The sequence below is a fragment of the Lederbergia graminis genome (genome assembly GCF_042655485.1).
Classification (GTDB): Bacteria; Bacillota; Bacilli; order Bacillales; family Bacillaceae_C; genus Lederbergia; species Lederbergia graminis.
The window spans coordinates 238445-257628 of sequence record NZ_JBHSMC010000014.1; the positions used below are offsets into that span (position 1 = coordinate 238445).

Here is a 19184-nt window from a genome sequence, read left to right on the forward strand (position 1 = left end):
AGTGTAAATGAGTGAACAATATATTATGGCATTAGATCAGGGTACAACTAGTTCGCGAGCAATATTGTTTGATCATAACGGTGAAATTTTTCATACATCACAAATTGAATTTAAACAATATTTTCCACAACCAGGTTGGGTAGAGCATAATGCAAATGAGATTTGGAGTTCTGTTTTAGCTGTAATTGCTAGAGTTCTCTCAGAGAAAAATGTTAAGCCTGAGCAAGTTGTTGGGATTGGAATAACGAACCAAAGAGAAACGACCGTTCTTTGGGATAAAAACACAGGTGAGCCGATTTATCATGCGATTGTTTGGCAGTCACGACAAACAGCGGAAATATGTGAGGAACTCCAAGCAGCAGGTCATGAACAAACATTTCGTAGTAAGACAGGTTTATTAATTGATCCATATTTTTCAGGAACAAAAGTAAAATGGATATTAGATAATGTAGAAGGTGCAAGAGAAAAAGCTGAAGCAGGTGACTTATTATTCGGCACGATTGATACTTGGCTCGTATGGAAATTATCTGGTGGAAAAGTACATGTAACGGATTATTCTAATGCCTCTAGGACTCTAATGTATAACATCCATGAATTAAAATGGGATGAAGAGCTTCTAGAAATTCTTGGAGTACCTGCTTCGATTCTACCTGAGGTGCGTTCATCCTCAGAAGTTTACGCACATACGGAGGATGTCCACTTTTTTGGACAAAAGACTCCTATTGCGGGAATTGCTGGTGACCAGCAAGCCGCACTATTTGGTCAAGCTTGTTTTGAGCGTGGGATGGGAAAAAATACATATGGTACAGGTTGTTTTATGTTAATGAATACTGGAGAACAGGCGGTTGTGTCGGAACACGGACTATTAACAACGATTGCTTGGGGGATTGATGGAAAGGTAGAGTATGCGCTAGAAGGAAGTATATTTGTAGCGGGCTCTGCTATCCAATGGTTGCGAGATGGTTTGCGTCTGTTCCGCGATTCTGCTGAAAGTGAGAAATATGCGCAAAAGGTTGAGTCTACCGATGGAGTGTATGTTGTTCCTGCATTTGTCGGGTTAGGTACACCATACTGGGATAGTGATGTAAAAGGAGCAGTATTTGGATTAACACGGGGAACGTCCAAGGAGCATTTTATCCGAGCTACACTTGAATCTCTTGCATATCAAACAAGGGATGTGTTGTACGCTATGGAAGCAGATTCTGGAATACCATTAAAAGCATTACGCGTTGATGGTGGTGTGGTGAAAAATAATTTTCTCATGCAGTTTCAAAGTGATATGTTAAATGTTTCAGTGGAACGCCCGACAATTAATGAGACTACAGCATTAGGAGCGGCGTACTTAGCAGGCTTAGCAACGGGATTTTGGAAAGACCGTTCCGAAATAACGAAAAACTGGAAAATGGATCGCTCTTTTACTCCAAAAATGGATGAGGCTATTCGAGAAGATCTATATAATGGATGGAAAAAAGCAGTAAACGCAACAATTGCATTTAAATAAAGCTCTGTTAAACTCTGTTGTTGATTTTCGCTCCTGTACACTCGCTTTCCGCGGGCACGGCCTCAGCTAACTTGGCAAAGAAAACCCTCTTTGCCAAGTGGATCTTCGGCTCGCGCTGTTCCCGCAGGAGTCTCGTGTACATCCGCTACAATCAACTAAGTTGTTAACAACAATGAATTTTAACAGAGACTTAAATAAAGAAAGATGGAGCAATCATTTTAGTAATAAACCCGAACAGATGCTAACTTTACCGCTACGGAAATACACTACGCTTTGCAGGAGCATAGAAAAGGGAAAGGTCATAAATGAAGAAGGAAGGCTAAAAACACAACATCCTGTTGGCAGGCTCAAACAACGAATTCCTGTCGCTTCTCATGCACTAGTATATCCGTACTTCATTGCGTGCCCGCGACAAGCAAATAACCTGAGACAAAGGAAGCAGTTCTTTTCCTTTCTTGTCTCAGGTTATTTGCCCTCGAGCCGATAGCGCTGTTCGCTAGACAAGGATCGAAGAAGCCTCGTCGGTGCTCTAGTCGCACCTGTTTAGCTTAGGCTCCTAGCGGCTAGCGAGCGAGACATTCCTTTCCTTACGATAAGTCAACATCGGCAAGCGGAAACTGAAAATATACTCTCCAGATTGTCATAGATGTTCCAAAAGTTTTAAATAATTCCTTCTTCCTTGAATTTTAGCCATTCCATTCCTAAATCGATAATAGCTAGTGCAAGAGCGTGTTCCAAAATATTACTCTCCGCATAGCCAACGACATCGTCATATTCACTTCGAAAATATTTCGAATACGCTTTATAGGATCCATCCTCATTTAGGATTGCGTAAGCACTTAGTTTACCCCCAAGCTTATCTTTTCCCAAGGCATATGTATCCCCAATAACATCTTTTGTTAGAAGTATGTATTCAAGCATTCCATAACAACCTTTTTTACATGAATATATAACCAAATAAACAAAATTGCAAATTATCAAAATCTGGGTATTGAAGTGCTATTTGAAGATAGAAATTAACCATCGTCACAGTTTATACACAATTGATAATCATTATCAATTATTGATTGACTTGGATGTTGTCCATGATATAATTGAATTGATAATGATTTTCAATTAAAGACAGAAAAATCAAACAGGTGCTGAGGGTTTCTATGAAAACATGGTATTTACTTATCGGGCTAATTGTTGCCTCCATACTGTCACTATTCATTGGTGTCAGTAATATAACTCCTCTAGATTTACTAGATTTTACATCTGAGGAGACTGAAATATTTCTCATTAGCAGACTTCCTAGACTTTTTGCTATATTGCTAGCTGGAGCGGGAATGAGTATTGCTGGACTAATAATGCAACAGCTTAGTCGAAATAAATTTGTGTCTCCTACAACAGCAGGAACACTAGATGCTACGCGACTTGGTATTTTAGTATCGATGCTCTTATTCGCAAATGCAACAATGTTTACGAAAATGCTAGTAGCGTTTGCTTTTGCATTAGGTGGAACCCTGTTATTTATGCAAATTCTCAATCGCATAAAGTTTAAGGATGCCATCTTCATTCCACTTGTAGGACTCATGTTCGGGAATATATTATCTTCCTTAACGACGTTTTTTGCGTATAGAGCTGATGTTATTCAAAACATGTCTGCATGGTTACAAGGTGACTTTTCAATGATTATGAAAGGGCGCTATGAATTATTATATATAAGTATTCCAATTATCGTTATTGCATATTTATTTGCAAATCGTTTTACCGTTGCCGGTATGGGAGAGGACTTTGCCAAGAATCTCGGTTTGCATTATAAAAGAATAGTCAATATCGGATTAATTCTTGTTGCACTAATAACTGCAACAGTTGTACTAACTGTAGGAATGATTCCGTTCTTAGGACTTATCATCCCTAATATTATATCGATTATCAAAGGGGATCATTTGCAAAAAACGTTACCACAAACGGCCCTATTAGGAGCTACTTTCCTTCTAATATGCGATATTTTAGGCAGAGTCCTAATATATCCTTATGAAATTTCTATTAGTTTAATGGTAGGAGTCATTGGAAGTGGTATTTTCCTTTACCTACTGTTCCGGAGGAAAGCATATGCGTAATTCTACTAAACTAATAATTTTAACTGTAATTGCTCTAGGCTTTTGTGGAATATACTTATTTCATGACTTGAATGGCAGCTTTGACTATGCTCTCCCGAGAAGGACAATGAAAGTATTAGCGATGGTAATAACGGGAGTAGCAATAGCTTATGCAACTGTTGTCTTTCAAACAATTACCCATAATCGTATATTAACACCAAGTATTATGGGATTGGACTCCTTATATTTGTTAATACAAACATTAGCTATTTTCTTTTTAGGATCTGACCATATTACGATTGTAAACAGACAAGTCAATTTCATTTTGTCAGTAGTAGCGATGATTATTTTCGCTTTACTACTTTATCAATTTTTATTTAAAAAGGGTCAACGACCAATCTACTTCTTACTATTAGTAGGTATTATTGTCGGAACATTTTTCGGAAGTGTTACAACCTTCCTTCAAGTGTTAATTGATCCAAATGAGTTTTCAATTGTACAAGATAGGATGTTTGCAAGTTTTAATAATATAAGTTCTGATCTTGTATGGATTGCTTTATTCATAATCGGGATCGTGATTCTAATAGGTTGGCGAACACTACCTTACTTAGATGTATTATCGTTAGGTCGTGATACAGCAATCAATCTTGGAGTAGCATATGACAAGCTAGTAAAGCAGATGTTAATCATTTCCTCTGTCTTAATTGCTGTTTCAACTGCTCTAGTTGGGCCAATCACATTTTTTGGCTTAATTGTTGCCAACTTATCCTACCAATTCTTTAAAACATATAAACACAGTATATTGATTAGCGGTGCCGTTGCAATGAGTGCAATTGCTCTAGTTGGTGGGCAATGGGTAGTAGAACGGGTCTTTAGCTTTTCTACAACATTAAGTGTCATTGTTAACTTTGTTGGTGGTGTTTATTTCATTTATTTATTATTAAAGGAGAGTCGATCTACGTGATACAAGTGCGCGGCTTATCGAAGTTTTATGGGAAAAAGCCTGTAGTTGAAAATGTAACAGTTGATATAAAGCGTGGACAAATTACTTCTTTTATTGGGCCAAACGGTGCTGGGAAATCGACGTTATTATCGATGGTAAGTCGTCTCCTCGATGCTGATACGGGAGAGGTGTTAGTTGATAATAATAATGTGAAAAAGATGAAGTCAAATGAATTCTCGAAACGAGTTTCGATATTGAAGCAATCAAACTATATGAATGTTCGACTGACGATTCGGGAACTTGTTTCGTTTGGTAGATTTCCATATTCAAGAGGTCGCCTAACACCAGAAGATGAAGAAAAAGTCGATGAAGCGATTGAATATATGGCATTAGGAGATATACAAGATTCGTATATTGAAGAGCTATCAGGTGGACAAAGGCAACGTGCCTTTATCGCGATGGTTATTGCTCAAGATACAGAGTATATTTTGCTCGACGAGCCATTAAATAACCTAGATATGAAACATTCTGTGCAGATAATGAAAATATTACGCAGACTTGTGAATGAATTAGGGAAGACGGTAATCATTGTTTTACATGATATCAACTTTGCTTCCGTATATTCTGATCGTATCGTTGCACTGAAAGACGGGAAAGTTGTAAAAGATGGACCTACAGAAGAAATTATTCAGTCTGATTCACTGAAAGAGATTTATGATATGGATATACCAATACAACAAATGAATAACTGTAGAATTTGTGTCTACTTTAACTCATAAATAACTCGAGGGAAAATTCCCTCGAGTTATTTTTTTGTTTTGGAATGATTTAAAGAAAAAGTGGAATGGTAAGGAAATAGGAAAATAAAGGAGGAGTACGTGCATGAATCGAGGTGGTGTGCAATTAACACTACAAACTAGTAGTTTAGTGATTGGCTTCATGGTGTGGGTAATTCTATCCTCATTAATGCCATTTATATCTAAAGACATTCCTCTAACAGCTAGTCAAATATCCTGGGTAACTGCTGTTCCAGTTATTCTCGGTTCTATTCTTCGAGTTCCGATTGGTTTCTGGACAAATTCCTTAGGGGCTAGATATTTGTTTTTTATTAGCTTTCTTATCTTATTGCTCCCTGTTTATTTTATCAGTATTGCCGATTCCATGATGGGGTTAATTCTTGGCGGATTGCTTTTAGGTATTGGTGGTGCCGTATTTTCCATTGGAGTTACCTCCTTACCTAAATATTACCCAAAGGAAAAGCATGGTTTTGTGAACGGTATTTATGGTGCAGGTAATTTAGGTACAGCCTTAACCAGCTTTGCTGCTCCAGTATTGGCAGACAAGTTTGGATGGAGAACAACCATCCTGCTCTACATTATTTTACTAGCGTTATTTGCATTATTAAATTTTATTTTTGGTGATCGAAATGAACCGAAAGTAAAGAAACCATTCTTCAAGCAAATTAAAAGTGTATATAAAAGCCAAAAATTATGGTTTTTAAGTCTATTTTATTTTATTTGCTTTGGTTCATTTGTAGCTTTCACCGTATATCTGCCAAATTTCCTCGTTAATCACTTTGGGTTAGAGGCAGTGGATGCAGGTATGCGAACGGCAGGTTTTATTGTGCTTGCAACCATTTTGCGCCCAGTTGGTGGTTGGCTAGGGGATAAATTTAATCCCTATAAAATTTTGGTACTCGTTTTTGCTGGTTTAACAGTCTCTGGAATTTTACTTTCCTTTACTCCATCACTAGTAATTTACACTGTAGGTTGTCTTTCTGTTGCAGTTTGTTCTGGTATTGGAAATGGAACGATATTCAAGTTAGTTCCAATGTATTTCTCCAATCAAGCAGGGATTGTGAATGGGATTGTTGCGATGATGGGTGGGCTTGGCGGATTTTTCCCACCACTTATTTTAACAACGTTATTCAATTTTACTGGTCACTACGCCATCGGTTTTATGGCATTGTCCCAGTTTTCACTCGCAAGTTTAATATTAGTTTTCTGGATGTATCACCAAGATAAACTCTTCGTTGCTGATAACGTTATTGAACATACAGAAACAGGAGTAATGTTGACAAATATAGATGGTGTAATAGTTCGGGTTAATAAGGCGTTTACCAATGTCACAGGGTATACCCCTGATGAGGTAATAGGAGAGACACCGAAAAAATTACAATCAGGTAAACATGGTAAGGACTTTTACGAAAAGATGTTTGCAAGTATTAAAGATAAGGGCTTTTGGAAAGGTGAAGTATGGAATAAGCGTAAGGACGGGGAAATTTATCATCAATGGTTAACAATAAGTCCCGTAAAAAATGAAGTTGGTGATACTCAGTACTATGCTGGTTTATTTACCGTATTGCCGAATGAGAATGATTAGGCTGTATTCATACCTGTGAAATATGTAGTGGGAACTAATAAATATGTAACAGAAAGGGAGTTTATCATGGCAAATAACTCTTCTCCATTTTGGAGTAAATTGAAGTTTTTTGGTCAAACAGTGAAGGATAATAATCATATCGAAACTCAGCCACGGAGCCGTGAATCAGAAAAAATTTACCGTCGTCGGTGGCAACATGATAAGGTAGTGCGAACAACTCATGGCGTTAACTGCACAGGTTCGTGTAGTTGGAAGGTACATGTAAAGGACGGAATTATTACATGGGAGACACAACAAACAGACTACCCTTCAACAGGACCTGATATGCCTGAATATGAACCACGTGGGTGTCAGCGTGGTGCAACATTTTCTTGGTATACATATAGTCCTTTAAGAATTAGATACCCTTATGTACGTGGCTCACTACTTAAATTGTGGAGAGAAGCTTTAGAGGCAACAAAGGATCCTGTACTAGCTTGGAAGAGTATCGCAGAGGATGAAGCGAAGGCAAAAGAATTTAAAGCATCACGTGGGAAGGGTGGTTTTGTCCGGGCAAATTGGGATGAAATGTACACTCTCATTTGTGCTTCCCTTATCTATACGATCCAGGAATATGGACCTGACCGTGTATTTGGTTTTTCTCCAATACCGGCCATGTCGATGGTGAGTTACGCTGGCGGAGGGAGATTTTTAAGTTTATTAGGAGGCTCCTTATTAAGCTTTTATGATTGGTATGCGGATTTACCAAATGCTTCCCCTCAAATTTGGGGGGATCAGACAGATGTTCCAGAGAGCTCTGATTGGTATAACTCTAGTTACATTATTGCTTGGGGTTCGAATATACCGCAAACTCGAACACCGGATTCACATTTTTATGTGGAATCTAGATATAGAGGAACAAAAGTAGTAGCTGTTGCACCAGACTATGCGGAGTATGTGAAGTTTGCTGATAATTGGTTACCTGTGAAGGTTGGAATGGATGCAGCCCTTGCTATGGCGATGACACATGTTATTTTGAAAGAATTTTATGTCGATCAACAGGTTGATTTCTTTAATGATTATATAAAGACATATACAGATATGCCGTTCTTTATTACATTGAAAGAAAAGGATGGCCATTATGTTGGCGATAAATTTCTGCGTGCAAGTGATTTAGGTATGGAAGTGAACAATGCAGAATGGAAACCAGTCTTATTTGATAAAAATACGAAACAGTTTGCAGTACCAAATGGAACGATAGGTCATCGCTGGGAAGAAGGAGCTAATTGGAACTTAAAGCTAGAAGACCGTGACAACGGCTTGGGAGATATTGATCCTCAACTATCACTATTAGGGGAAGAAGATAAGGTTGTTATGGGGCTATTCCCATACTTTGGCGAAGAACAAGAAGGTGTTTTAAAAAGAGGGTTACCTGTGAAGGAAATCTCCATTAATGGCGTAACTACTTATATCACAACCGTCTTCGATTTAATGATGGCGAATTGTGCTGTGAATCGTGGACTTCCTGGGGATTATCCACAAAGTTATGAAGATGACATCCCATATACACCAGCATGGCAACAAAAACATACAGGTGTGGAAAAAGATAAAGTGGCTCAAATTGCAAGGGAATTTGCACAAAATGCGATAGATTCCAAAGGTAGATCGATGATTATTATGGGATCAGGAATTAATCAGTGGTATCATGCTGACAATATTTATCGTGCCATTTTAAACCTAGTTATGCTAACAGGCTGTGAAGGGAAAAATGGGGGCGGTTGGGCTCACTATGTTGGTCAGGAAAAGGTACGTCCACTTGAAGGCTGGGGTACGATTGCGATGGCGAAAGACTGGGGTGGACCGCCACGACTAATGAATGGAACAAGCTTTTTCTACTTTGCAACGGAACAATGGCGTTATGAAGATCAACGTATTGAAAATTTAAAGTCACCACTTGTGGATAAGAGCTTGTACAACCATCCTGGTGATTACAATATTTTAGCAGCTCGATTAGGGTGGTTACCTAGTTATCCACAATTTAATAAAAACAGTATTGAACTTGCAAAAGAAGCTGGTGGTTCCGTAGAGAAATTAAAGGAAAATGTCGTACAGCAGCTGAAGAATGGCGATCTTAAATTTGCAGTCGAAAACCCTGAAAATAAAAGCAATTTCCCTAAAGTCCTCTTTGTTTGGAGAGCGAATTTAATTGGTAGTTCGGCAAAAGGACATGAGTATTTCTTAAAGCATTTACTTGGGACACACCACGGTAACCTTAGTGAAGAAAATGACCAAGATGCAACTGAAGAAATTAATTGGGTAGAAGATATTCCTGAAGGAAAATTAGATTTACTAGTAAGTATGGATTTTAGAATGTGTAGTACCGGTTTATATTCCGATATTATTTTGCCGGCAGCAACTTGGTACGAAAAGTCCGATATTTCAAGTACGGATATGCACCCGTTCGTTCATCCATTTAACCCTGCAATTGCACCACCATGGGAAGCGAAATCAGACTGGGAGACATTTAGAAATTTGGCGAAACGCTTTTCATTAATGGCGAAACATTATTTACCTGAACCAGTTCAGGATGTAGTTTCGACTCCGCTTGGTCATGATTCCCCAGGTGAACTCGCCCAAGCATATGGACGTGTCCCTGACTGGAAGAATGGGAAAGAAGAGCCTGTTCCAGGGAGAAATTTACCTAATTTGAATATAGTTGAACGTGATTATACGAAAATCTATGACAAGTTTATCTCACTTGGACCTAATGCAGGTAAACAGGTTGGGGCACATGGGATCAGTTTTAATTCAGAGGATGAATACAAAAAGTTATTAGAAATGCTCGGTCCATCTAATCATTCAGAGATATACCAAGATTGTCCTGATATATATTCAGACAAAAATGTTGCCGAGGCCATGTTAACTTTATCTAGTGCAACAAACGGCAGTCTTGCTATGAAAGCTTGGGATGTTGTTGAAAAACAAACTGGTCAAGAGTTAAAAGACTTATCCAGTGATCGAGCTGGAGAGCATATTACATTCCATGACATTACAACTCAGCCGAAGAAGGTTATAACGACACCTATTTTTACAGGAATTCAGAAAGGGCATAGGCGCTATTCGCCATTCACTCAAAATATTGAAAGACTCATTCCTTTTAGAACATTAACAGGAAGACAGCATTTTTATATAGACCATGATTTAATGACGGAGTTTGGGGAAGAATTGCCTACATTCAAAGCTCCATTGAAAAAGATGACCTTTTACGATAAGGATAATCGTCCAGTTATGGGTGGTCAGGAAATAACATTGAAGTATTTAACACCTCACTTTAAATGGTCTTATCACAGTACGTATGGTGATACATTACCAATGTTGACATTATTTAGAGGTGGGCCACACGTTTGGATTAATAATGAAGATGCAGCATCCGTAGGTTTAGATGATAATGATTGGATTGAAATGTATAACCGAAATGGTGTAGTAGTTGCTAGGACAGTTGTTAGCCACAGAATGCCGAGGGGAGTAGCCTTTATGTACCATGTACAAGAACGTTATATTAACGTACCAGGCTCACCTATTACGAAGCAACGTGGTGGTACATTTAACAGCCCGACTAGAATTCATATGAAGCCGACACAAATGATCGGCGGTTATGCGCAGCTTAGCTATGGATTCAACTATTATGGACCAACAGGAAATCAGCGTGATGAACAAGTTGTCATTCGAAAAATGGATAGGGATGAGGTGAAGTGGCTTGAGAATTAAAGCACAATACGGCATGGTAATGAACCTCGATAAATGTATTGGCTGCCATACATGTAGTGTGACATGTAAAACGACATGGACTAACAGACCCGGTGCAGAGTACATGTATTGGAATAATGTGGAGACGAAACCGGGAGTTGGGTACCCGAAACGCTGGGAAGACCAAGATACGAGAAAAGGCGGCTGGGAAATGCGAAACGGCAAACTAGAGCTAAAAGCAGGTGGCCGTGCGAGCAAATTATTAAATATTTTTTATAACCCAGACCTTGCACCAATCGATGATTACTATGAACCTTGGGATTATGAATATGAGAACCTAATTAATAGTCCTGCTGGTGATTATCAGCCAGTGGCCCGCCCGAAATCTCAATTAACTGGAGAATATATGGAAATCGTTTGGGGACCAAACTGGGAGGATGATCTTGCTGGTGTTTATAAGACTGGTAAAGATGATCCGAACATGAAGGGCCTTGAAGAACAAGTGAAATTTGAGTTTGAAGAAACGTTTATGATGTATTTGCCAAGAATTTGTGAGCATTGCATCAATCCATCTTGTCTAGCGTCCTGTCCATCAGGGGCGATATATAAACGTGATGAAGATGGGATCGTTCTCGTAGACCAAGATGCATGTCGAAGCTGGCGCTTTTGTATGTCGGGATGTCCATATAAAAAGGTGTATTTCAACTGGAAAACGAACAAGGCAGAAAAATGTACTTTCTGTTTTCCAAGAATTGAAACAGGACAACCAACAATATGCTCCGAAACATGTGTAGGACGGTTACGCTATATTGGGTTAGTTTTGTATGATGCAGATAAAGTGGAAGCTGCTGCATCTGTTCAAGATGACAAGGATGCATATGAGGCACAGTTAGATATTTTCCTTGATCCACATGACCCGGAAGTAATAGCTGAAGCAAGAAAACAAGGGATTGCGGATGACTGGATTACAGCTGCACAAGATTCACCAGTATATAAGCTAGCTGTAGAACAAAAAATTGCCCTACCACTTCATCCAGAATATCGTACGCTACCAATGGTATGGTATGTGCCACCACTGAGTCCATTTATGAACGCATTTGGTGGTAGTGGGGATGCGATTGACCCTCGTGTTGTTTTCCCAACCATTGAGCAAATGAGAATACCAATTGAGTATTTAGCGAATCTATTTTCTGCAGGTGATACGGAAGTGATAAAAAATGTCCTTCGTAAGTTAGTTGCGATGAGAAGTTATATGCGCCAACTCAATTTGGATAAACCGACAGACCCTAGCATATTAGAGGCATCGGGGTTAACGGAGGATCTTGTACAGGAAATGTATCGATTGAACGCAATAGCAAAGTATTCTGATCGATATGTAATCCCACCTTCTCATAAAGAGTTGTCTGGAGATATGTTTACGGAAAGAGGAATGGCTGGATTTGAGGAATTCGGAAATAGTAGTGGTGGTGGAGGCTGTGAAACATGTGCAGTTGGTTCTCATCCACCAGAATCACCTTTGGAGTACTATGGTGAAAAGTATTGGAGGGAATTAGATGAATCAAAAGCAGAAGGCCTATAGTCTAATATCCACCTTACTGCAATATCCCGAACAGGAATGGATTCCCCTCGTGCATGATTTAAATATGCACGAGGAGTTTCCTGATGACGAGATTCGATTTCCACTCCAACAATTTATTCGATATGTAACGAATACTTCTTATGAAGAGTTATGTGGGAACTATGTTTATACATTTGATTTTTATGATAAAACAACTTTGTATTTAACTTATTCGGTATTTAAAGATAACCGTGATCGTGGCCCGGTGCTAGTAGAACTTAGGAATCAAATGTATGAGTTAGGTATGGAGTTTACATCAGAGGAACTGCCAGATTATTTGCCGCTTGTACTAGAATGCGCTTCTATTATTTCGGATCAAGATGCGGATAAGCTCCTTCGATTACATTTAAGGTCGATAAGGAATTTGTATCTAGAACTGCAAGGGATTGATAGTCCATATCGGCTTTTGCTAGAAGCATGTATAAATTGCATTGAAAAAGACATAGAAAATGAGAAAGTTTCATGATGAAACAGAAAGGAGTCATATATGAGTTTTATTGATACTTTCCTATGGGCTGTCTTTCCGTATCTTACATCCACGATTTTTATCATTGGTCATATTATTCGTTATAATGTGGATCAATTTGGTTGGTCAGCACAATCAAGTGAGTTTTTGGAAAAAAGGCAATTGAAATGGGGAAGCCTTCTGTTTCATTGGGGAATTGTCTTTGTGTTCTTTGGTCATGTTGCTGGTATTATGATACCGAAAATCATCTATGATACGGTTGGTGTTTCGGATCATTTATATCATATGGGAGCACTTTGGTTAGGTGGAGCAGCAGGTGTTGCAACTGTTATAGGAGGTTTCTTGCTATTTTTACGTAGAAGTGGACATAGGAGAATCCGAAATAATAGCAGCTTCAATGCAATGTTTACATTAGTTTTATTAGGTGCGGTTGTATTAGTTGGTTTTACAGCAACGGTGGGCTATGCGGCATCTGGTGGTGACTTTGATTATCGAACTACGATTAGTCCATGGTTTCGCGGATTGTTGCTTTTTAACCCACAGCCTGAATTAATGGTGGGAGCACCATTTGGTTTTCAGCTTCACGTGATTCTTGCTTTTGCACTGTTTGCTGTATGGCCATTTACAAGGCTTGTCCATGTTTGGAGCCTACCATTGGAGTACTTAACGCGAAATTACATTATTTTCCGTAAAATGAATGCCCAACAAATAGCAAGACGAGTTAAATAATGGTAGTTCTGTCTATACTAGATAAAAAATAGTAGATGTCTTAGGGGGCAATTGCCTCTTGTAGACATCTTTTATTATAAGGGAGAGAGGAAAATTATGTCAGGACCATCATTAAGAAAGTTGGATGCACATCGAGCCATTCACGAAGGATCCTTTCGAGAAGCTAAGCATCTAACAGATTTATTGTATAAGTTAGTGGATGAAAAAAAGGAAAAAGAAAGTGCAGAAGTAGCAGATGGACTAGTAGAACACTGGGAATTACGGGTTATTACCCACGCCGACTCTGAGGAAGAAGGATTTTACAAAGAAGTAGTGGAAAAAGACCCAGATATGAGTGAAACGATTGCTAAGTTAACAAGAGACCACGATTTACTACGGATACTAGCAAAGAGAATCAGAGGAATCTTAAAATCGGATGGTGTAACAAAAGAAGTATTAGAGTGTTTTACAGGCATGCTTATTGTAAATGAAATCCATAGCCGAGATGAAGAAGAGAAGCTACTAGGGCATGATCACCACCATTGATGTTCTTTGCGAAAGCAGCTATATCTAGACGACTATCTGTAGATGATTGCTTTCCTATGGAGAGGATGGGAATCAGAATGTCAACCTGATTCCCTTTTAAGTGAAAAATCTTCAGAAAGGTAATCAGAAGGTCACTCTGCTTCCCGTTTAGGTGAAAAAACATCACAATGGGAATCATGCTCCAATGACTTCCTAATTCTTTTATGTTTGTTCTTGGATTATTCGTCCAATAGTTAATGCTAATTCTCTTACATCCTCCACATTTGTCTCGCGTCCAAATGATATTCGAATAAATTCTTTGGCGGACTTATCTTCCACCCCAAGCGCAAGCATCGTTTTGGACGGAGTTTGTTGTCCTACTTGGCATGCACTACCTGTTGAAATCGCAAATCCGAAGCGATTGCATTCAAGCATCACCATTTGACCTTCAACGCCTTTTATTCTCATACCAATTGTAGAGGGAATGTCTGAATTATACATTACAAAATTTAATAGGTGTGGTTCTAGTGTATTTATAAAAGCGTTACGTAGTATTTCATAGTGCTTATGATAATTATCTAAGTTTTCGTATGCTTTTTTCGCAGCAATCGTCATCGCCACAATTGCTGGAACATTAACAGTACCGGGTCTAAATCCCTTTTCATGTGTTGCACTAGGATGATATGGCATCCATTGTAAATGAGGCTGTATATATACTGCTCCAATTCCTTTTGGGCCATAAAATTTATGCCCAGAAATCGTTAAGCTATCTACTATACGAGCAATCGGCTTTATATCTGTTTTGCCAAACGTTTGTACACAATCGCTATGAAGTAAAATACCTTTTTCTTTACAAATGGCACTTACTTCCTCCAGAGGTTGGATCGTGCCAATCTCCGAGTTTCCATGCTGTAAAGTAATTAATACCGTATCTTCACGAAGAGCTCCTATAAGCTGATTTATACTAATATGGCCACTTGCATCAAATGGAAGTGTTGTGACTTCATAATCTTCTTGGCGCAATTTTTCTAATGTGCTATGAATGGATGAATGCTCCGCCATTCCAGTAACAATATGCTTTCCCTTATTTTTAATGGAGGAAAGTAATGCATGAATAGCAAGGAAGTTTCCCTCAGAACCCCCACTTGTAAAATAAATACCAGCCTTATCCACTCCTAATAAATTAGCAATCTCATAGCGACTATTTTCTAATAAATCGAGTGCTTGGCTTCCAATATCATGAAGACTACTGGAGTTTCCGTAATAGTCTGTTGCAGCTTGCACATATACTTGTGCAGCTTCTTTATCAAGTGGGCAAGATGCTGCGTAGTCAAAGTATTTCATGCTTTTTACAGCTCCTCCGTTTTATTTTTCGAAAAAAACTCTTGTCATAATTTTAAATCTATGTAAATATAAGTGTCAAGACAGGTGTAAATATAGGGAGGCTGAAATGAAGCAAGCAGATGTAATTATTATTGGAAGCGGGATTGCTGCTATGCAACTTGCAAATGAGCTTCGTCATGATTTGAATGTGATTATCCTCACAAAGTCAAAGCTAGAGAATGGTAACTCCTATTTAGCTCAAGGAGGAATTGCAGCTGCAATAAGCAAAAATGACAGTCCCCATAAACATGTTATAGATACACTGGAAGCTGGTAGATTTCATAATGATCTCGATGCAGTTCAAGCTCTTACAAAGGCAGCACCGTCGCTTATTTATCATCTGCACCAGGAAGGATGTAAATTTGATCAAAATAATGATGGGGAATTGCTGCTTGGTATGGAAGGAGCACATAGTGAAAAACGGATTGTTCATGGTGGAGGAGATGCAACAGGAAAAACAGTAATGGATTTTCTAGCTTCTCAAACAAAACCAAATATAAATATTATTGAAAATATCTTCGTATTCGAACTATTAACTTCAAAAGGAAAATGTTACGGAGCTAAAGGTAAGTATGCAAATCACAAAGTAGAAACTTTTTACGCAAACCATATTGTTATTGCTACAGGGGGATGTGGTCAACTGTATCGCTATACGTCAAATGCCGAAACGGTGACGGGTGATGGAATAGCGCTTGCTTACCGTGCAGGTGCTGAGATAGCAGATATGGAATTTATTCAATTTCATCCAACATTGTTGTACACAAATGGAAAAACTCGAGGACTTATTTCTGAAGCAGTGCGTGGAGAAGGAGCGAGGTTAATTACCAAATATGGGAAGTTCATCATGGAAGGTGTTCATCCATTAGGAGATTTAGCTCCAAGGCATATAGTGTCGCAAACCATTTATGAATATATACGGAATGGGGAAGAAGTGTTTCTAGACATCTCTGATGTTGAAAATTTCTCTTCTCGTTTTCCAACCATTACTGGACTATGCAAAAAACATGGTGTGGACATACAAGAAAAATTAATACCAGTGGCACCAGGCAGTCACTTTTTAATGGGTGGTATTAAAACAGACCTTATAGGTAGTAGTAGTTTACAAGGTTTATATGCTATTGGGGAGGTAGCATGTACTGGTGTTCATGGTGCAAATCGCCTCGCTAGTAATTCTCTATTGGAAGGCTTGTTTGTTGGTAAAAGATTAGCAGACTGGTTGAATACTAATCATGTAAAGGAAAATATAAATCTAGATTTTAATTTTTACAAAGAAGCAGGAGAAGTCGCATTACCGAAACTGCACGAAATAAAAGATTCGATGATGGATAACGTTGGTATTATTCGAACAAAAGTAGGACTATTAAAACAAAAGCAGTGGTTGGATAACTTCCATATCACAGAATTGCTCGATGCAAATTTAGAAGACTATACAACCGATGAATTAACAAAGATATTTATGCTCATTACTGCATCATTAATTACCGAATCCGCAATACAACGAACGGAAAGTAGAGGCGGTCACTATCGTCAAGACTACCCTCACGAAAATGATGCGTCCTGGTTAAGAAAACAAATAATTCATAAACGAAATATAAAGGGTGATCAGCTTGAACAGATTGAAATTAAAGCAGCTACTTGAACAATTTTTTATAGAAGATATCGGAGATCGTGACATTACGAGCTGTATCTTTGGTGATGAGCAGATTGGAAAGATCGATTTTATCGCAAAAGCAGCTGGTGTATTCTGTGGGGAAGAAGTAATTAGAGCTGGATTTTCGCTTTTAGATTCAAGAGTAGAAATGGTGATTCATAAGCATGATGGTGATGATGTTCGTGTTGGAGACATTATTGCAACTGTGAGTGGGAAAGTTGCTATTTTATTACAAGGAGAGCGGGTAATTTTAAATCTAATACAAAGAATGAGTGGGATTGCTACTAAAACGAAAGAAGCCGTTAACTTGTTAAATAGTACACATACTAAAATTTGTGATACACGAAAAACAACTCCAGGTTTACGAATGTTAGAAAAATATGCAGTGCGCTGTGGTGGTGGTGTCAATCATCGCTATGGATTATATGATGCTGCAATGATTAAAGATAACCATATTTCCTTTGCTGGTTCAATTTCAAAAGCAGTGGAAGCTGTACGTTCTAATGTTGGTCATATGGTGAAAATCGAAGTGGAGACAGAGACAAAAGAGCAAGTGTTAGAAGCGGTAACAGCAGGTGCAGATGTCATCATGTTTGATAATCGCAAACCAGAAGAAATTAAAGAGTGGATCGAATTAGTTCCACGAAGTATTATTACCGAAGCTTCTGGGGGTATTACGTTAGAAAATCTCGCAGGTTATGGTGATAGTGGTGTGGACTATGTATCATTAGGATTTTTAACACACTCAGTATCTTCATTAGATATAAGCGCAAAAGTGACTGTTAATGAGGGGGAAGCGAAATGAGTCTTTTAGAAATGTTACAGAAGAATGCAATCCCCGATAAGTATCGGGAAATGTCTGTTGAGGAAATGGAAGCTAGAGTAAGAGAAATTAAAGAAAAACTAGGAAAGAAATTGTTTATACCAGGCCATCATTATCAAAAAGATGAAGTTATTCAGTTTGCAGATGCAACAGGGGATTCATTGAAACTAGCACAGTTATCTCAAGAAAACCGAGATGCTGAATATATTGTTTTTTGTGGTGTTCATTTTATGGCGGAGACAGCGGACATTTTAACGACAGAAAATCAAAAAGTATTTTTACCAGATATGCGTGCTGGTTGTTCAATGGCTGACATGGCAGATATTTATCAAACAGAGCGGGCTTGGAGTAAGCTTGTAGAAATTTTCGGAGATACAATTATTCCATTAACATATGTGAATTCAACAGCAGCAATAAAGTCTTTTGTCGGTCAACATGGTGGAGCGACAGTTACATCGTCAAACGCAGAAAATATGGTCCAATGGGCATTTGGACAAAAAGAAAGACTACTATTTTTACCTGATCAGCATTTAGGAAGAAACACAGCCTATAATCTTGGAGTAGGCTTAGATGAAATGGCAGTGTGGAATCCAATAAAAGATGAGCTAGAATACGAAGGACCTGTTGAGAATATTAAAGTGATCCTTTGGAAAGGTCATTGCTCTGTACATGAAAACTTTACTATAGCAAATGTGGAAGCAGTTCGCCGTGACTATCCAGATATGACAGTTATTGTGCATCCGGAGTGTAGTAGAGAAGTAGTGGCGGTATCTGATATGGCTGGTTCAACGAGTTATATAATAAATGCAATTGAACAAGCAGAAGCAGGATCTTCTTGGGCGATTGGTACGGAAATGAATCTAGTAAATCGGATTATTCAGCAGCATCCAGATAAACATATTATCTCTTTAAATCCACATATGTGTCCATGCTTAACGATGAATCGAATTGACTTACCACACCTTACGTGGAGCCTGGAGAGAATTGAGCAAGGGGAAGAACATAATATCATTAAAGTGGATGAAAAAACGGCAACTTTTGCTAAATTAGCATTGGATCGTATGTTGGAATTGGCATAGCAATACACGCTAGGTTTCCCAGCTATTTAAGAGGACAGAAGTATAATAGATTTCGAAAAACAGTCTTTCTTGTGTGAGTATGAAGACAAAAGAAAGATGAAAAGCAGAAAACTGTCTTCATAGTGTTTGTATGAAGACAAAATAAAGAGAAAAAGTGAAAAACTGTCTTCATAGAGGGCGTATGAGGACAAAAGAATGAAGAAAAGTGGAAAACTGTCTTCATATTGGTCGTATGAGGACAAAAGAAAGAGAAAAAGTGAAAAACTGTCTTCATAGTGTTTGTATGAAGACAAAA

General features: G+C 38.4%; 15 protein-coding genes. 13 read left to right on the forward strand and 2 right to left on the reverse strand.

The features are described 5' to 3' along the window. Positions 1-7: 7 nt before the first annotated feature. Complete coding sequence (gene glpK / locus ACFPM4_RS11325; protein WP_382351537.1) at positions 8-1501, forward strand: glycerol kinase GlpK; 1494 nt, start codon at positions 8-10, stop codon at positions 1499-1501. Positions 1502-2161: 660 nt separating this feature from the next. Here glpK and ACFPM4_RS11330 read toward each other — a convergent pair. After that, the gene (locus tag ACFPM4_RS11330; protein ID WP_382351540.1) at positions 2162-2422 is read right to left on the reverse strand and encodes a hypothetical protein; all 261 of its coding nucleotides are present in this window, start codon (positions 2420-2422) and stop codon (positions 2162-2164) included. 233 nt (positions 2423-2655) lie between these two features. On the opposite strand from ACFPM4_RS11330, the gene ACFPM4_RS11335 reads away from it, so the two are divergent. The 9 genes from ACFPM4_RS11335 (at position 2656) to ACFPM4_RS11375 (ending at position 13974) form a co-directional block, all read left to right on the forward strand. Continuing rightward, entirely contained in the window at positions 2656-3606 is a 951-nt protein-coding gene (locus tag ACFPM4_RS11335; RefSeq protein ID WP_144919536.1) for an ABC transporter permease, read from the forward strand. Then, positions 3599-4549 carry an iron chelate uptake ABC transporter family permease subunit gene (locus tag ACFPM4_RS11340; protein ID WP_382351543.1) on the forward strand — a complete coding sequence of 317 codons (951 nt, stop codon included), beginning with the start codon at positions 3599-3601 and terminating at the stop codon, positions 4547-4549. Before ACFPM4_RS11335 ends, ACFPM4_RS11340 begins: the two co-directional genes overlap by 8 nt. After that, positions 4546-5307 (forward strand): iron ABC transporter ATP-binding protein, encoded by a 762-nt coding sequence (locus ACFPM4_RS11345; protein WP_382351546.1) that lies wholly within the window; start codon positions 4546-4548, stop codon positions 5305-5307. The genes ACFPM4_RS11340 and ACFPM4_RS11345 overlap by 4 nt, the downstream gene beginning before the upstream one ends. A gap of 103 nt (positions 5308-5410) precedes the next feature. Beyond that, positions 5411-6910 (forward strand): MFS transporter, encoded by a 1500-nt coding sequence (locus tag ACFPM4_RS11350; protein WP_382351549.1) that lies wholly within the window; start codon positions 5411-5413, stop codon positions 6908-6910. 66 nt (positions 6911-6976) lie between these two features. Continuing rightward, positions 6977-10657, forward strand: a complete 3681-nt coding sequence (locus tag ACFPM4_RS11355; protein ID WP_382352077.1) for a nitrate reductase subunit alpha — start codon at positions 6977-6979, stop codon at positions 10655-10657. Continuing rightward, the gene (gene narH / locus ACFPM4_RS11360) at positions 10647-12215 is read left to right on the forward strand and encodes a nitrate reductase subunit beta (RefSeq protein WP_382351552.1); all 1569 of its coding nucleotides are present in this window, start codon (positions 10647-10649) and stop codon (positions 12213-12215) included. The genes ACFPM4_RS11355 and narH overlap by 11 nt, the downstream gene beginning before the upstream one ends. Next, on the forward strand, positions 12190-12720 hold the full coding sequence (narJ, locus tag ACFPM4_RS11365) for a nitrate reductase molybdenum cofactor assembly chaperone (protein WP_382351555.1): 531 nt from the start codon (positions 12190-12192) through the stop codon (positions 12718-12720). Before narH ends, narJ begins: the two co-directional genes overlap by 26 nt. 21 nt (positions 12721-12741) lie before the next feature. Next, positions 12742-13449: a respiratory nitrate reductase subunit gamma gene (gene narI / locus ACFPM4_RS11370; RefSeq protein ID WP_144919529.1), complete on the forward strand. Its 708-nt coding sequence runs from the start codon at positions 12742-12744 to the stop codon at positions 13447-13449. Positions 13450-13545: 96 nt separating this feature from the next. Continuing rightward, positions 13546-13974: a hemerythrin domain-containing protein gene (locus ACFPM4_RS11375; RefSeq protein WP_382351558.1), complete on the forward strand. Its 429-nt coding sequence runs from the start codon at positions 13546-13548 to the stop codon at positions 13972-13974. A gap of 201 nt (positions 13975-14175) precedes the next feature. Here the strand turns inward: ACFPM4_RS11375 and ACFPM4_RS11380 are convergent, their stop codons facing one another. After that, complete coding sequence (locus ACFPM4_RS11380) at positions 14176-15297, reverse strand: IscS subfamily cysteine desulfurase (protein WP_382351561.1); 1122 nt, start codon at positions 15295-15297, stop codon at positions 14176-14178. Positions 15298-15403: 106 nt separating this feature from the next. On the opposite strand from ACFPM4_RS11380, the gene nadB reads away from it, so the two are divergent. From nadB to nadA, 3 genes are read left to right on the forward strand one after another with little or no spacing between them, the layout of a single operon-like run. Next, positions 15404-16975, forward strand: a complete 1572-nt coding sequence (nadB, locus tag ACFPM4_RS11385; RefSeq protein WP_382351564.1) for an L-aspartate oxidase — start codon at positions 15404-15406, stop codon at positions 16973-16975. Next, on the forward strand, positions 16944-17792 hold the full coding sequence (gene nadC, locus ACFPM4_RS11390; RefSeq protein WP_382351567.1) for a carboxylating nicotinate-nucleotide diphosphorylase: 849 nt from the start codon (positions 16944-16946) through the stop codon (positions 17790-17792). Before nadB ends, nadC begins: the two co-directional genes overlap by 32 nt. Beyond that, on the forward strand, positions 17789-18889 hold the full coding sequence (nadA, locus tag ACFPM4_RS11395) for a quinolinate synthase NadA (protein ID WP_382351570.1): 1101 nt from the start codon (positions 17789-17791) through the stop codon (positions 18887-18889). The genes nadC and nadA overlap by 4 nt, the downstream gene beginning before the upstream one ends. Positions 18890-19184: the final 295 nt, after the last annotated feature.

What these genes read in the sequence shown, in the direction of transcription:
- glpK (WP_382351537.1), top strand. Translation starts at nt 8, where the DNA reads ATGAGTGAACAATATATTATGGCATTAGATCAGGGTACAACTAGTTCG.
- ACFPM4_RS11330 (WP_382351540.1), bottom strand. Translation starts at nt 2,422, where the DNA reads ATGCTTGAATACATACTTCTAACAAAAGATGTTATTGGGGATACATAT.
- ACFPM4_RS11335 (WP_144919536.1), top strand. Translation starts at nt 2,656, where the DNA reads ATGAAAACATGGTATTTACTTATCGGGCTAATTGTTGCCTCCATACTG.
- ACFPM4_RS11340 (WP_382351543.1), top strand. Translation starts at nt 3,599, where the DNA reads ATGCGTAATTCTACTAAACTAATAATTTTAACTGTAATTGCTCTAGGC.
- ACFPM4_RS11350 (WP_382351549.1), top strand. Translation starts at nt 5,411, where the DNA reads ATGAATCGAGGTGGTGTGCAATTAACACTACAAACTAGTAGTTTAGTG.
- ACFPM4_RS11355 (WP_382352077.1), top strand. Translation starts at nt 6,977, where the DNA reads ATGGCAAATAACTCTTCTCCATTTTGGAGTAAATTGAAGTTTTTTGGT.
- narJ (WP_382351555.1), top strand. Translation starts at nt 12,190, where the DNA reads ATGAATCAAAAGCAGAAGGCCTATAGTCTAATATCCACCTTACTGCAA.
- narI (WP_144919529.1), top strand. Translation starts at nt 12,742, where the DNA reads ATGAGTTTTATTGATACTTTCCTATGGGCTGTCTTTCCGTATCTTACA.
- ACFPM4_RS11375 (WP_382351558.1), top strand. Translation starts at nt 13,546, where the DNA reads ATGTCAGGACCATCATTAAGAAAGTTGGATGCACATCGAGCCATTCAC.
- ACFPM4_RS11380 (WP_382351561.1), bottom strand. Translation starts at nt 15,297, where the DNA reads ATGAAATACTTTGACTACGCAGCATCTTGCCCACTTGATAAAGAAGCT.
- nadB (WP_382351564.1), top strand. Translation starts at nt 15,404, where the DNA reads ATGAAGCAAGCAGATGTAATTATTATTGGAAGCGGGATTGCTGCTATG.
- nadA (WP_382351570.1), top strand. Translation starts at nt 17,789, where the DNA reads ATGAGTCTTTTAGAAATGTTACAGAAGAATGCAATCCCCGATAAGTAT.